Below are 13,906 nucleotides of genomic sequence, written 5' to 3'. Positions count from 1 at the left end.
GCTCATAACTATGCCACTAGCCTAGGATAGTTGCAAATTGCAATTTATAAGTTCGGACGTGTTCATAGCAGGTTTGCAGTCACTGGATCCGCTGTTTGCTCTAACGCTAACTTCTGCTCTTCGCTCATAGCGGACCTTGCCACTCGAGCATGTCTGCTCTGTGCCATTAGCGGAAGTAGCTAGAAACACTCTTTTATGATTACCGTGGAGCAGGTCACATATTACCTCTCGCAAGGGAGGCTAAATTTAACGTACAAATCAAATTTGCTGAATTTTCAATGTAATTACCTCAACTCATGATCTTTACATGAGTAAAATTTATGTATAGATTAATCTAAGTTAAAAAAGATGCTTTTAGTGTTTTAATAACATTTAACTCTGGGAATAAAAATCATGACCGTCCATATTTTTAGAAATAATGATGAGATAGGAAAGTTGGAAGCGGAAACAGATTCCTTTCTTGATTCATGTTTTTATGAAAGTAATATATTTAATGGTTTATTGAATTTCGACCATTCAGTAAACAATCCTGACTTTACTCGAAGAATAATTGTCGGTAGAACAGGAAGTGGTAAGTCTGCTCTTTTAAGAAAAATTATGGCAGCAGAATCCATAAAGACGCATGATAAGATTGAGGCTGAAAATACAATATTTGAACATATAAAAAACAATGTTTTCATATCCAGTCTCAATGATAAAGGTATCGATCTGAGGGTTTTTTTTAAGTCTTTATGGCTTCACGCTCTTTTGATAAAGGTAATTCCTGCACTTCATAAATCGAGCCTGCAAAGCTTTTTTGAGAGAGTGCAAGATCTTGTTGGTGGCAAAAAGAAATCTTATAACCCCGAGCTTGCAAATGAATACTTAGAACAATTCAAAGATGTCTTCTTTAATGATAAGGCTTTAGTAGAAATAAGCAACAAAATGGAGCGCGAATTATCGCCTAAACTTGCGCTGAAGGGCCTGGAACTTGGGGGGAAATTCCGCAAGGAAGATGCACAAAGAATTCAGTCAGAAACTTCCAGCTATGTAAGCAGAGAGCTGATAAGAAAACAAAAAGAGTTAATTAAGATTTTAAATGATGAATTTTCCGAAGCTGCCCAGTTTAGAATTGTAATAAGCATAGATGATTTAGACAAATCTTGGTTGAGTTCAAGTGATATTCGTTACGATTTCATCAACGCTTTACTGGAAGCTTTTAGAGAGTTGTTAGATATAAAATCCGTCAAAATACTAATTTCCATTAGAACTGATATTTTAATGGGAATATACAATAAAACTCTTCGGCAAGATGAAAAAGACCAGTCTTTGATATATGCTGTATCATGGAACAAAGAAGAAATAAGAGAGATTATTGACACAAGGATAAATCACTTAGTAAAAAATAAATACCAAGGTTCAAAAAGTGTCACTATGAAAGATATATTCCATTTTGACGTTGATGGGATTAGAGCCGATGATTACATTTTAGACAGAACGATGTTAAGGCCGCGTGATGCAATAAGCTTTGTTAATTACTGTTTAAAAGAGTGCAATGGAAGCGTTCAAATTAACAAAGATATTGTTCTTGTTGCTGAAGAAAAGTATTTCTCATCCAGAAAAAGAGCTCTTGTCACGGAGTGGGGCAGCATTTATAAGAATATATCATGCTATTTAGATGCTATTTCTTTATTAGATGAGAAGAAGTTTTCTATCGAGTCCATCGGAGATAACAAAAAAAATGAAATCTCAACCTATGTCTTAGACAGAGGGGCCGGTTCAGCTGAAGATGATCCTATCCATTCGAACGCGGTGTTGAATTTCGATGAATTGATTAAGATTTGGTTTACTATAGGTGTAATAGGCATCAAACGGAGTACTTCCATAACTATTTACTCTTCATATGACAAGCCAGACTTAGACATAACAGATATGAAGAGAAATTTCATCGTTCATCCTTTATTTAACAGATGACATAAACCTTAAGCATTACCCATAAATATAAAATCAGATGACTTAGACATACTCGTTCAAGGGCCTTTTTGGCCCCTTTTTTTATTATTTCAAGCCGTCATTCTGATTTGAATGCCGCCATTCAAGATAATCAAGTTCCCAGTAAAATCCCGCAGCGTCCGCATTGCGCTCTATCATCGCACGCGTCTCACCCTCATAAACGTACGGCTGCCAGGATTCCGGGATGCTGTCTTTTGGTCGGGGATCAGTCTTCTGAACAGCTGAAGCGCTGTCGTCTGCTGTGGGCAGAGGCCGGTATCCACCGGGCTGTTCCCATGTTTTTCGCTGCCAGGCATCCAGCTCCTCTTCATCTGTATCTGTACAGTAGACAAGGTATTCTAAAATTTCCTGCGTGAGGTTTTCAGGGGTTGCGCCGGGAAGGGACTCAAGTAAACGAAGACGGCTGGACGCCATGAACTCTCGCTCTTCCTGCTCAGAGGCTCCAAAATACTCGGTCTGGTCTTTTATAAGCTGCAGGTATTCGGGCGATGCTTTGTAAGCTTCCCACTCTTCCTCGTGAATTCTTTTCTCCTCAGCCCTGCGTTCGCGGGCGACGCTGGCCTCCTCGATCCCCGCAGCCACGAGGTCAGCCCAGTCGACGGATTCGGGTGACTGCGTACCCGTTACTCCGAGCTGCTGATTAAGGAAGGCCAGAAGGTTACCGTCCTCCGGTTCGACAGCCGCCCCGATGTCATCAGCCAGGCTGTCAGCACTGATAATCCCGGGCAGGCCGTTCCTTTCCCGACCGGTGCTGGCGCGTTCAGCCAGGTAACGCTCACTCCACGCCTGGCCTTTCGCGCGTTTACCGGCACCTTCAAGGCTGGTCGTGTATTTCATCAGCCAGACGTGCATAAAATGCTGACGTTCAGCCGCACACTCTGTGCTGATATCGTGAAACCGCTGATAAAATCCCTCATCGTGGCCGCAGTCCATGCTGTCACCTTCATGTGCCACCTCGTGCTCCGTCAGGCTGAAGAGGCGACTGGCCGTTCTGAGCGCGTCGGTTTTAAGCTGGCGCACGATATCAATGTTATAGGCGATGTACGTCTCACCGTCCGTCCAGGCGTCGGCCGACGTCGACTCGCCCAGCAGAATCTGGAACCGCACGCCGCCGTAAGCCCGTGAGGTGCTCCCGCGCTCGCCGCCCGAACACACCCGGGCATACTGGGCCAGGCAGTAGCGCAGCGCCGTCCAGGCCCTGCGGGTTTCCTTATCCAGGGTCTTTTCACTCACCATCTGCGTGCGGTCGACAAAGTTCGCGCTGAGCGTGTCAAAATCAATGAGCTGCAGCTCTGAGCTGAACGGCACTCCCCAGCGGCCGGAAGACGGCAGCTGTGCGCGGTACGCGATGAGGTTGTCGCGTACGCGACGCATGGAGTCCATAAAATCATCCGTGCCGTCGCAGTTAAAGCGCGTCAGCGTCACCGGGTGAATGACCGGCGCGATGCCGGCACGCGCAATGAGCTCCCCGCGCGGGACGTCCCGAGCATACTCAGCCACAGTAAAACAGTTTTTATCGACGGCAGAGGGGTAGTAGCGGCATTTGCGCAGGAAGTGCTCCAGGGTGACGTGCTGTTTGCCCGGGAGCAGCGTAATCAACTCTTCGCCGTTAGCTAGCTTCTGCAGGTCTCCCTCACCGGCAAGCAGCGCCCGGGCGGTTTTCTCACGGCGGGCCTCGGTTTTGCGGTGGCTGCCGGTATTGTCAGAAAAGGCCTGCGCCAGCTCGCTGAATTTTGCTGCTATCTGCTTCCAGACCGTGCAGCTCTTGCGCAGAATCTCAGTCCGCGAAACGTTGAGCGCAATGGCTTTTTTACTCACGATAAGGCCGCCAGCGCCCCAGTTGTGGCCCGGGTCGTGCCGCACAAGCACGCCCTGGTTATAGATGGACACGGCGCCATCTTCGCGCAGGCGATACCAGGCTGCGTCATCCTCAGCATCCCATTTTTCCAGCTCTGGTTTACGGGTAATCACGTTGCCGTTGAGGCAGACCGAGACGGGCGTGTAACGCACCAGGTCCCGAATTTCCTGCATGCATGACATACGCTCCTGAGTGGACATCGGCTCATACCAGTCACCACTGATGGCACACCCCTCCTGAATCTTTCCGGGCTCTGTCAGTTCATATTCATAACCCATTACCCGCGTGTCGACGTCCATCTGCCAGCGCTGCGAGCGCCAGGTTGTGCGGGCATGCGCCATAATCTGGCCACGGCCGAGGCGAAAGCGGCCGTAGGTGGCATCGCCTTCACGGTGTGGCGTACCGAAGCGGCCAAAATAGCGTTTCACATCGTCATGTGTCGCAAAACCACGGCCGTCGTCACGGCAGGTGAAGCCCTCCGGGGTAATATCCAGAATGACGGCGCCCGCGCCGGCATCGACGCTGTTCATGATGAGTTCGATAAGGGCTTTGGCCACTGAGCCGGCCTGGCTGTAGATGATGTGGTGAATGATTTCGGGGTCGAGTTCAAAGGGATGACGCATCAGAATGCTCCTGTAGTGGTGTCAGGGACATATTGCTGAGACGTACTATGATTCAAACAAAAAAATGATAATTTGAAAGAAATAATTACCATCATGAATTCATAAAGTAAACTTTACAGGTTTGTAACTTTACCCGCCCATTTGATTTGATAGATTAAAGGTGCAAACGCTAAATTTGGTTAAGTAAAGTTATATAATTGAAGTTGAGAAATACAAGGTGGCACAGGCTTGTGCTAAAGATAAGCATTAAAGGTGGATAATTAAATGACAAATGCCAGTAGTGATAATCAGGAAGCATCAAAAGAAACAGATGCGGAGTATACGTGGTTCGAAAAAACCGTTGAGTACAAATTTGTACTTGAAGCGAAAAAACTCTGGGGGATTGATTTCCTGGCACCTCTGGATGGAAGTGCTGAAAGGATTGGTGATGCTTTACTTGAGAAAGGAACAAAAAGTTTTATTGTCGAGTTTAAAAAGGATTTGAAGAGCATGTCCTCGGAGTTAGATAAATATAAAGATGGAAATGCAGGGTATTTGCTTACCTGTCAAGAGCTTGCCGAAAATGGTCTGCATCTTTTTAACGCTCACTATATGGTAGGTGGTTTTTTATACGATAGCAGCGACCTCGGATTAAGTATAAAAAAATACTTTCCTGGTGAAGGAAAGCAGGATGAAAAGCATGATTTGATTGGTGGAGAAATAGATAAGGATGAGATATCGGAATTTTTTTCTCTCGAAAGCGGGTTTGATTTAAAATCTCTCGATCTTTACATTGAAATCATGACTAAGCATCGCAAAAGTAAAACAGAGGATAAAAACGGTGGGACTGGCAGCAGTGGTGGGCTTGTAAATAAACAGATAATCGCTGTGGCCAAAGACAAAAAAGCAGTTTCAATGTCTTTATCGTATTTTGAACGGTATCAGGCTGAGTTAATTAAAAAATATAAATTACAAAATAGACAAGGAATAAGTTTCGGGTCGTGACGGTAGTTCAAAAGCGGGCTCTATGCCGCCCGCACCCGCAGCCTCCGTTCCCGCCCGACACCACACACCGGTGCCGGGCGATAACGGAGGGCCTGTTTAATGACACATCTCAGCTTCTGTCGCCCGGTCTATCTCCTTGAGCACCCACAGCATATCGGTCGCATCTGGCACACAAATATTCCAGCGGATACCTGTCCTGTAATCCCCATCAGTTGGCCATAGCGTGTTTCCTGTGACGGTGATGAGAATATCCAGGGCCCTGTTATTGGCACCAGAGAGATGCACGGCCGTGCAGCTGCGTCGCCCGACACGATGCGGATAGACAGATACCAGCAAGGGATGTTCAAGGCGCTGACCTATCTCCTCCCGGAGCTGCACGATGGCGCGGTTATCCGTCTCACCGACCGATGCCTGCCCCTGCGGCGGGACGGTAAAAATGACAGTGGCGATTAAAGCCTTGTCCCCGACAACCCGTGGCGGTGCCATGGTCAGTTTTTTCATAAAATCCCCTGTCAGTGAATAAGACCACGGCTCTCGTCAAGACGACGTGCAACATGGTAAGCGGCCTCAAGTTCCGTACACTTAAATTCATTCATAATGGCCCGGCGTTCTGCTTTCTCTTCTTTTTCCGTCATGCCCAGCGCCAGGTAGAGGCTCGGCGGCACGGCCCGAAACAAGGCCTGCGTTTTAACGGAAAGAATGACGCCCTCGGTATACTTCTGGGGAAGTTTTTTGGCCGAAAGCAGCATGGACTTTTGCTCATCTTTAAGCGTCTTGAAGCGGGCAATCTGCTCAACCTCTGCCGGGGGCATGACCAGACAAATCCACCACTCTGCCATGTTGAGCATTTTTTTGGCCGTGTCCGGAAAGTCCTCAAGGTTCTGGGTAAAAATCCACAGCCAGGTGCCTAACTTACGCCACATTTTGGCGATTTTCGTGGCATAGGGTCCGAGCAGCGGGTTGGTGGTGATGATGTGCCCCTCATCAATGGCCACGATAATCTCCCTTTCCAGATACTGATCGCGCTCGGCGATGTTATTAATGGTGTTCAGCAGGGAAATTACCGCCACGGCTCGCTGGGCCTCATAGCCCTCACGGGCAAGCGTGGCAAGGTCAACGATGGTGACGTCGGCCTCAGGCCACGGCGTGCCTGGCTTGTTGAACAGGTCGCCCTCAAAGCCTTCAGTGAACATACGCAGCGCCTCTGACATCTCCTCGGCGCGTGCGCGTCGGGCCGGCGTGCGTTTCTCCCGACCGTCAGCGCCCTGGCTGACATCATGAGCGATGTCCTGCAGCGCAAACATCAGGTCCTCGGGCAGCATCTGACGGGACTCAGCATAAACCTTACGGGCGGCATTCATGATGGCTTCGCGGATCATCCCCCGGTCGGCACGCGACAGTCTGGATTCCTCTGCGGCTTCTCCACCGGTAATCATCAGGCGGGCGGCAATCTCCATTTCTCCCAGAACGTCACGTTCACCGTCTTCATCATCCTCATCTTCATCCACATCGTCAGCGTCTGTGTCCGGTAAATCTTCCTCGTGGATGAGCAGCTTCTCGGGCTCCACTTCCAGCAACAGGTGTGAGTCAGCAAAGGGTGCCAGCGACACGGCTTTTCCGGGCTTAATGCTGACGCGGTGAACGCTGAGCCCCAGCGATTCGCAGTAATCACCGTAGAGGCCGAAACTGTTGCCTGCTTCGAGCAGGAAAATACGCGGCCGGTAGATGGCCGCCATTTGCGTCATCTTGTCCACCACCGTGGCTGACTTTCCGGCACCGGTCGGACCAAACAGCAACAGGTGCGCGTTCTGGGTGCGGTCCGCTTTGTTCAGCGGGTCAACTGACAGCGGACCGCCGCCCCGGTTAAAAAAGGACAGTCCGTGATGACCTGTGCCGGTATCTCGCCCGTAAACCGGTACCATACAGGCGAAGTGCTGGACAAACATCAGGCGCGTGTACCAGTTCTGGCGGTCGTGCTGCGGGTTAAAGCACATCGGCAGCGCCCGCATGTAGGTACTGAGGGGACTGATATCGTGCTCCGGATTGATCGGCTCCAGTCCGCAGTTCAGCAGCTCACTGCTGAGGTCACGGTAGCGTTTGCTGAGGGCGTCCTCGTCCTGACCTTTTATGAGCAGGGTAATGGCCGCCCGGTACAGCTTGTGCTTGTTGCCCAGGAACGTGCGGGCCGTGGCGGCATCTTCACGCGCACGCAGCGAATCAACGTTCTCTCCCATCGAGTTGCGGCTCAGGCTGGCAAAGTTCGCCTCCAGTTTGTCCTGAGGCTGTACAACCAGCGTCATGGCCAGCACGGTGCCTTCCGGCAGCAGGTCCATGATAGCGTTGATGTTGTCGCCGCGCTTGACCTCGCCGGTGAGGTGTCCGGTCTGCGGACTGTTGCGGAGCCGCGCGACCGGCACCGCTTTGTGCGCGACGTTATCAAACCACCAGATGCCCTTGTCTGCATCGCTGCGGGGGCGGGTAAACCACAGGCTTTCGCTGAAGTCATTGAGCAGCGGCAGGTCACCGGGCGCATCATCGCGGTAGCGGGCGCAGCGGTACAGCGTGGCTTTGTCCGTCCACTGCGGGGCCGGGTTGAACCAGCGCAGCAGCCAGCTGTGTATCTGCTCACCGTTCTGGCGTACGGAAAGGATGCCGGCACCTTTTAATGCAGAGGTCAGACGGTCACAGACCTGATTCAGTAGAACCTCCGGCGCCACCGGGTCGCGGTAAGGCTTTTCCACCCAGCGGTATACAACCATGCGCGTGCGCCGGATTTGCCCGCGCCAGGGCGCACCGGTCACGGCTTCATCGACAAACAGTCCTTTTTCTGTGGCCACATTTTTCAGATGCCGCTCCTGCTCCTTCAGCCAGGCCTCGGTAAACGCCGTCCCCTGTGCGCGGGGTCTGACGTAGCCCCGGATGGAATCCATGTAAGCCGACAGATCGGTGTCGTCCTGACAGAAGCACTGCACCACCCACTGATGTGAGTCCAGCTCGGGAATACTGTCCTGCAGGGCGTTTTCCACCACGTTGCGGATTTCCGCCAGACGCCATTCGGGACGACCTTCGGTGCCGACGGGATTGATCTCATATACGGCACCCACAGAAACGCCGTCGTCGAGAAGGATGCACTGGTGTTCCGGCAGGTATTCCCCCCAGGGAACGTGGTCAATGATGGAGGGGCCAGTGGCATAAAGACCTGATTCATCGGCGTGCGTCAGGCGGCCGTCGCGGGTAATAGGCTCATGGCCCTCAACCGAGAACGGCCCGTGACCGTACTGATGTTCAGTCTGCGCTTCACGGCTGCGGCGAAAAAGACGAAAGGCCATTTACAGCGCCTCCGTGCGTTCGCCGGGCAGCGCATACTGCACCTGGCTGTAGAAAGGGAACACGGTGCTGTAGCCCGGCACCGGCGTGTTGCCGTCGGCCAGGTGCGGAAACACGTACATCACCATGTCGGGGTTGGGCAGGCGCGAAAAGGTCTGCTGAATTTCATTTTCCTGGGTGCGGCTGTAACTGTCCCGGGTCTGTTGTCCGATGGTACGTTCGCTGTCGGAGACCGGCCGGCGCAGCGTGGTGCGGCTTTCAGCGGTGGCGTGGGTTGTTGAGGCGCCGTTGTTCCAGAGCTCCAGCATGGTGCTGTCACCGGGGGGCAGCATTTCATCTTTAGAGGTGCTGCAGCCGCTCAGCATCAGCGCAACTGCCCCGCCTAGAATGAGCAAATTTAAGGCATTATTCTTCATCACCAGCCTCCGGCGTGTGTATCTCAGAAATGACTGCTGAAAGGAGCAGGATGCGGCCATCCGCCTGCCTGAGCAGAACATCAGTATTTTCACGAACCAGCTTCTGCGCGACGGCCAGCATGGCCCAGTCCGTCACGTCCTGCGGTTCAGCTTCCCACTTGCCTGTATCACGCCGGACGAAGCCGGCATAAAGTCGGCCACTTAGCGGGGTATAACCCACGCGGTACTCAAGCTCACAGCTGTCTTTACTTTGGCTGTTCATCAGTCCATCCCCGTACCTGAGCCTGCCAGGCTGAAGTCATACTTCACCTTGCGGCCTTTTTCTTCATAGTCGATCGCCAGCTGGCGGGTAATGTGCAGCGCCACGGTCTGACCCGGCGGCACGTATATCGCGTCAAACGTCTGGCCATAACGCTGTTTTACCCAGTCCACGGTTTCTTTCATGCTCCCGGACAGCGATTTACCCAGCACGGCCTGTCCCGCATCACCGGTCAGGGTCTGCGTCACGCCGCCCATGGCGTTGGTCTGGCCCGTCATCTGGTTCTGTGAAAGGGCGTCGCCGGCAGCGGCAGCGCCGGCCAGCAGGCTGATAGTCGGCAGATAGGTAGAGGCGTTGCTTTTACGGGTGCCGGAAATGCAGGGAATGCCGTTGTCATCTGAAATCCAGCCAATGCTGCTGTTGCCGTTTCCGCTGCTGTTCTGTGAATTCTGATTGTTACCGCTGGCGTTCTGGCTGTCCGGCGAGGGGAGCGTGCGCACCGTGCCGTCCGCGAACACAAACGTGATGCTGGTAATGGACCCGCGCACGCAGGACAGCGTCCAGTCACCGGTTGCCGTACCGGACACGATGGCACCCTGAACGTCCGGCAGCTCGATGCCGTTGGCCGTCAGGTTGTCTTTGCCTAACATAACCTTGAACGGGTACGGATCAGTGACTTTGCCGTCAATGGGAACGCGGCCAAGCAGTGCCGTCATGGCGCGACTGCCGACCAGCGTGGAGTTCTCCGGCAGCGTAAACACTGGTTCGACGGGTTTCACCGCATCCGGCACAGCCTGGCTGACGGCTGTGGAAACCGCCGCGCCGGCCTGCTTACCGGCGTCACCCGCTTCACTGAACGACGAGGCAAACGAGAAGCCGGTTGCGCTGTTTTTATTGCTGTCATTCACGGGTTTGCCGCTGGCATCCACCGGGAGTCCGTCTTTGGGTTCGACCCACTGAAGACCGTCTGAGGCGGGGGCTGACATCGTGACGCTGCCACTGGTGCCGCCGTCATAGCCCAGCCCTATCGGGATATCGCTGCCGGGTGCGCTGCTTTTATCAGGCGTTGCGGCATTTTTGTTTTTCAGCTGCTCCATCATCTGGCCCATCTGTGCACTCAGATCGGAGACCTGGCTGCTCAGTTTTGCCCGCTTTTCGGCTTCCTCCGCCCGGGCACTGGCCACGGCCTCGTTGATTTGTGCATCCACGTTACTGTTGGTCTTTTTAAGATCCGCGTTTTCCTCGTTCAGCTTTTTGTTGTCGCCGGCGAGCGTATCCAGGCGGTCCTGAACGCGGCGAAAGTTGCCCACTATCGTGCGCAGGGTATCCTGCGGCGTGTCGCCTTCAACGCCCAGCGCCCTGAGCTCATCAGGCGTCAGGTCTTTCAGCGCTGCATTGGTGGTTTTTTGCGTCGATGTCGTTTTATCCTTTGAATCAGAGCAGGATTTAACGCCCACGACGATGGCGGCGGTCAGCACCACCGGCACCGCAATTTTCACCAACAGGTTTGTGCCGGGCTGGCTCATTTTTTCGCCCTCCGTGCCGTTTTAGGCATGATCGTGACGGGTTCGGCGATAAACGCGCCTTCGGGACGCCCCTGTATCACCAGGTACACGACCGTTGTGTCTTCCGGCGTGCCGGCACGGCCCAGCCAGCGGTGCTGAAAGGTCGCCGTCTCGAACTGGCCCTGCAGCTCTCGCGGGTCGAGGACGACTTTATCGGCCGAGCGGTTACGCACCTGCAGCGCCACCACGCTGTCGCCCAGCAGGCTCCAGGCCGCCATCGGCGTGACCGACACGGGCTCGCCGGGCATAAGCGTTGTAATGGACGAGGGCAGCTTCAGCGACACGGGGCTGATGCCCGGCACCGGCTCCACGGTGCGTACCGGCCCGTAAAGGCTCTGTGCGGCATAGCGGGTCAGCACCACCGGCAGCGGGGCGCTGAGTTTTGGCGGTTTACGTGCCGGCGCAGACCCGGACTGAGCGTCAGGAATTGTGCTTTTACTGCTGCTGCCGGCGTCGCCGCTCACCGACTGTCTGTCACTGGCCGTTGCTGTGGCCACTTCACCGTCATAAACAAGCTTCACCGGTTCGCGCGTCACTTTGCCGGGCACGGCGCTGACGTCAAGGAGGATGACTTCGCCGTTTTCCTTGCTCTGCAGCTCAATGCGCGTCACCGGAAAGGCCTTTCTGGCATAGAGATATACCGCGCCGCCGTTGCTCTGAATACGCACTTTGCCGTTGAGGGACGGCGGGAACCCCACGCGCACGTTTTTATTCACAAACACGATGCGCTCCTGGCCGACGGTGAGCGGTATCTGCAGCGGAATGCGCTCCCACTTCATGAGCTCAACTGCCTGCGTCAGGCCTGAGACCAGCATCAGGCACAGCAGTATCAGCGGACGTTTCATCACTGGAAGACTCCTGTTTTTTTCTCCGGCTCCGGCTGCGGCATGGCTTCTAGCTGCTGCGGCGTGGAGGCATAGCAGTCAAGCGCCATGCCAAACGGGTTGCGCGCCGGGTCACCTTCCCAGCGCACGACCTTGAGGGGATAGCGTACAAGCGCCCGCTTGACCTTCTCGGCGTGGTAATACTCGTCAGCGATCAGGTCGAGCCGGACCACCCAGCGATCGTCACTCAGGATGTCGACGCTGCTGTCGCTGTAGCCGCGACGCGGGATTTCATACACCACGCGCACGCGGTCCTTGAGCTCGCCGCTGTTTTTACGAAACTCATAGTCCCTGTTCAGAAAATCCTGGCAGGACGGCGTCAGGTAAGGGCTGAGCTGGGCAATCTTCGCCGAATAGTCCACCTCACCGTTGGTCGGCCATGCGTTGAGCTGCTGGAAGATATAGAACGCAAAGGCGTACACCGTATAGGGCGGAATCACCCACCATTTCTGCGTGCTGCCCGAGCGCAGGTCGGGGGGGATATGGATAGTCATATCTGAGGGCGCACGCATCCAGCCCACTGAGGTGACCAGCATGCCAGCGAACAGCAGCACGCAGGCAATCCGCAGGGAAAAGATGTGGTTATCACGCGCCGTGATACCGTTACGAAACCGGCTCATGTGGACCTCCTCATAGCGCGTGCTGACGTGCGCTGCAGCTCCCAGGCGCGGCTGGCCAGAATCATCGAACGCGACAGGCCCAACTGGCAGCGGATTTGCTCCAGCCTTTGCCAGATGTAGTTCTCCGGCTTCCCGCGCTTGTAGGCAGCAATCCGGTTCCCGCCGAAAAACACCGTAACAATGGGCATCAGCAGCATGCAGGTCGGAAATGCCAGCCAGCCAACGTGGGGCACCAGGCAAAGCGGTACGCCCAGTGGAATGCCCGCGATACTACCTGCACCTGCAGCGAGCAGAAATTCGCCGGCGGTAAATCCCCGGTACACCACGGGCGGGTAATTGAGCCGGTCGGGGAGAAAGTCGATAACGGCCATCACTGCTCCTCAGAGAATGTCTGCTGCCTGGGTTGCGAGGTAAATCACAACAAGGATGAGGATGATGCCGACGACGCAGTAAAGAATGAGCTCGGTCCAGGTGCCTTTGCCCTTACGTACGTCGTGAAATGAGGTAATTACGGCATGTGCCACCGACATGAATGCACCAATACACACCAGGAGCCCCAGAGCAAGTCCCCCCATCTTCAGGTAGCCCATCCAGGTGTTCCAGAGCCCGCCCCCGCCACCACCGGGCGGTGGCTGAACCTGAGGCAGTCCTGCACATGCCTGGCCGGCAGCCAGTGCCAGAGGCAGTATCAGCAGCGTGGCGCGTAGCCGTGCGGCACGACAGAGCCTGATAAATCGGAGTTTCATGGTGGTGTCCTTTCAGTTAAAGAAGAAAAACAGGGTCAGCAGGTACAGAAGAACCAGACGGATAACCAGCTCATTAAACTGCCTGAGCGTGATGGCTCTCGACGCCCATCCCCGGTAGCCCTGCACGATGGCCCAGGCAGAAAAGAGCAGGATGACGATGGCAAGCGTGCTCAGAATGAGGATATTCAGCTGTGAGGGCGTGAGGCTGCCGCCGGTGCCTGCCGCCCAGCCGGAGGTCTGTGCGCCGTTCATCGCCACGCCGGCTCCTGCGCCCGGTACTGCCCGGTCACCGACGCTGAGCCAGAATTGGGCTGCGCCCGCGACGGCTCCAGATAGGTGGAAATGCCCTGTTTCATGGTGGCGATGTCGCGGGTTGCCTGCTGATAGTCGAAGTAAAAGCGGGCATCCTGATTCTGGTTCGCCACCACGCGGGCGCGGTCAAGGCCCGCCTGAACCTGATCCAGCTGGCGCATCACCAGCGCGAGCTCATCCTTTTCGGAGGCGTGGCACGTCATGACAGGCATGATGCAGGCAAGGAGTGCAATGAAAGGGGGTAAACGGCGCATGTACGGCTCTCCCGGGTATCAGATGAGGGTGAGAGTGCCGCAACCGCGCGCGCCTGACAGCAGTAA

Annotated in this window: 14 protein-coding genes; 2 read left to right on the top strand and 12 right to left on the bottom strand. The window is 54.2% G+C overall.

Annotated elements, in window-relative coordinates:
- Nucleotides 1-393: 393 nt before the first annotated feature.
- Complete coding sequence (locus FBY13_RS12455) at nt 394-1,953, top strand: P-loop ATPase, Sll1717 family (protein WP_145394292.1); 1,560 nt, start codon at nt 394-396, stop codon at nt 1,951-1,953.
- 84 nt (nt 1,954-2,037) lie between these two features.
- On the opposite strand, the gene FBY13_RS12450 is transcribed toward FBY13_RS12455, so the two are convergent.
- A complete protein-coding gene (locus FBY13_RS12450; RefSeq protein WP_145394291.1) occupies nt 2,038-4,473 on the bottom strand; it encodes an ATP-binding protein in 2,436 nt (811 codons plus the stop codon).
- Between the two features lie 264 nt (nt 4,474-4,737).
- Here FBY13_RS12450 and FBY13_RS12445 point away from each other — a divergent pair, with 264 nt between their 5' ends.
- Entirely contained in the window at nt 4,738-5,457 is a 720-nt protein-coding gene (locus FBY13_RS12445; RefSeq protein WP_145394290.1) for a hypothetical protein, read from the top strand.
- Between the two features lie 96 nt (nt 5,458-5,553).
- Here the strand turns inward: FBY13_RS12445 and FBY13_RS12440 are convergent, their stop codons facing one another.
- The 11 genes from FBY13_RS12440 to FBY13_RS12390 are packed head-to-tail and all read right to left on the bottom strand — an operon-like array spanning nt 5,554 to nt 13,840.
- A complete protein-coding gene (locus FBY13_RS12440) occupies nt 5,554-5,958 on the bottom strand; it encodes a hypothetical protein (protein WP_105080690.1) in 405 nt (134 codons plus the stop codon).
- Between the two features lie 11 nt (nt 5,959-5,969).
- A complete protein-coding gene (locus FBY13_RS12435; protein ID WP_145394289.1) occupies nt 5,970-8,786 on the bottom strand; it encodes a conjugative transfer ATPase in 2,817 nt (938 codons plus the stop codon).
- Nucleotides 8,787-9,200 (bottom strand): TIGR03751 family conjugal transfer lipoprotein, encoded by a 414-nt coding sequence (locus FBY13_RS12430; RefSeq protein ID WP_105080692.1) that lies wholly within the window; start codon nt 9,198-9,200, stop codon nt 8,787-8,789.
- A complete protein-coding gene (locus tag FBY13_RS12425) occupies nt 9,190-9,462 on the bottom strand; it encodes a hypothetical protein (RefSeq protein ID WP_105080693.1) in 273 nt (90 codons plus the stop codon). Before FBY13_RS12425 ends, FBY13_RS12430 begins: the two co-directional genes overlap by 11 nt.
- Nucleotides 9,462-10,985, bottom strand: coding sequence for a TIGR03752 family integrating conjugative element protein (locus tag FBY13_RS12420; protein ID WP_105080694.1), 1,524 nt, complete (start codon nt 10,983-10,985; stop codon nt 9,462-9,464). Before FBY13_RS12420 ends, FBY13_RS12425 begins: the two co-directional genes overlap by 1 nt.
- On the bottom strand, nt 10,982-11,869 hold the full coding sequence (locus FBY13_RS12415) for a TIGR03749 family integrating conjugative element protein (protein ID WP_105080695.1): 888 nt from the start codon (nt 11,867-11,869) through the stop codon (nt 10,982-10,984). Before FBY13_RS12415 ends, FBY13_RS12420 begins: the two co-directional genes overlap by 4 nt.
- Nucleotides 11,869-12,528: a PFL_4703 family integrating conjugative element protein gene (locus FBY13_RS12410; RefSeq protein WP_105080696.1), complete on the bottom strand. Its 660-nt coding sequence runs from the start codon at nt 12,526-12,528 to the stop codon at nt 11,869-11,871. Before FBY13_RS12410 ends, FBY13_RS12415 begins: the two co-directional genes overlap by 1 nt.
- Nucleotides 12,525-12,899, bottom strand: coding sequence for a TIGR03750 family conjugal transfer protein (locus FBY13_RS12405; protein WP_105080697.1), 375 nt, complete (start codon nt 12,897-12,899; stop codon nt 12,525-12,527). Before FBY13_RS12405 ends, FBY13_RS12410 begins: the two co-directional genes overlap by 4 nt.
- 9 nt (nt 12,900-12,908) lie before the next feature.
- A complete protein-coding gene (locus tag FBY13_RS12400; RefSeq protein ID WP_105080698.1) occupies nt 12,909-13,274 on the bottom strand; it encodes a TIGR03745 family integrating conjugative element membrane protein in 366 nt (121 codons plus the stop codon).
- Between the two features lie 12 nt (nt 13,275-13,286).
- A complete protein-coding gene (locus tag FBY13_RS12395; RefSeq protein WP_105080699.1) occupies nt 13,287-13,526 on the bottom strand; it encodes a TIGR03758 family integrating conjugative element protein in 240 nt (79 codons plus the stop codon).
- Nucleotides 13,523-13,840 (bottom strand): RAQPRD family integrative conjugative element protein, encoded by a 318-nt coding sequence (locus tag FBY13_RS12390; protein ID WP_105080700.1) that lies wholly within the window; start codon nt 13,838-13,840, stop codon nt 13,523-13,525. The genes FBY13_RS12395 and FBY13_RS12390 overlap by 4 nt, the downstream gene beginning before the upstream one ends.
- Nucleotides 13,841-13,906 lie beyond the last annotated feature (66 nt).

Source organism: Pantoea sp. SJZ147 (assembly GCF_007828605.1).
Classification (GTDB): Bacteria; Pseudomonadota; Gammaproteobacteria; order Enterobacterales; family Enterobacteriaceae; genus Pantoea; species Pantoea allii.
Note: the sequence above shows the minus strand (reverse complement) of the source record. Positions and strands in the feature narration are given on the sequence as shown.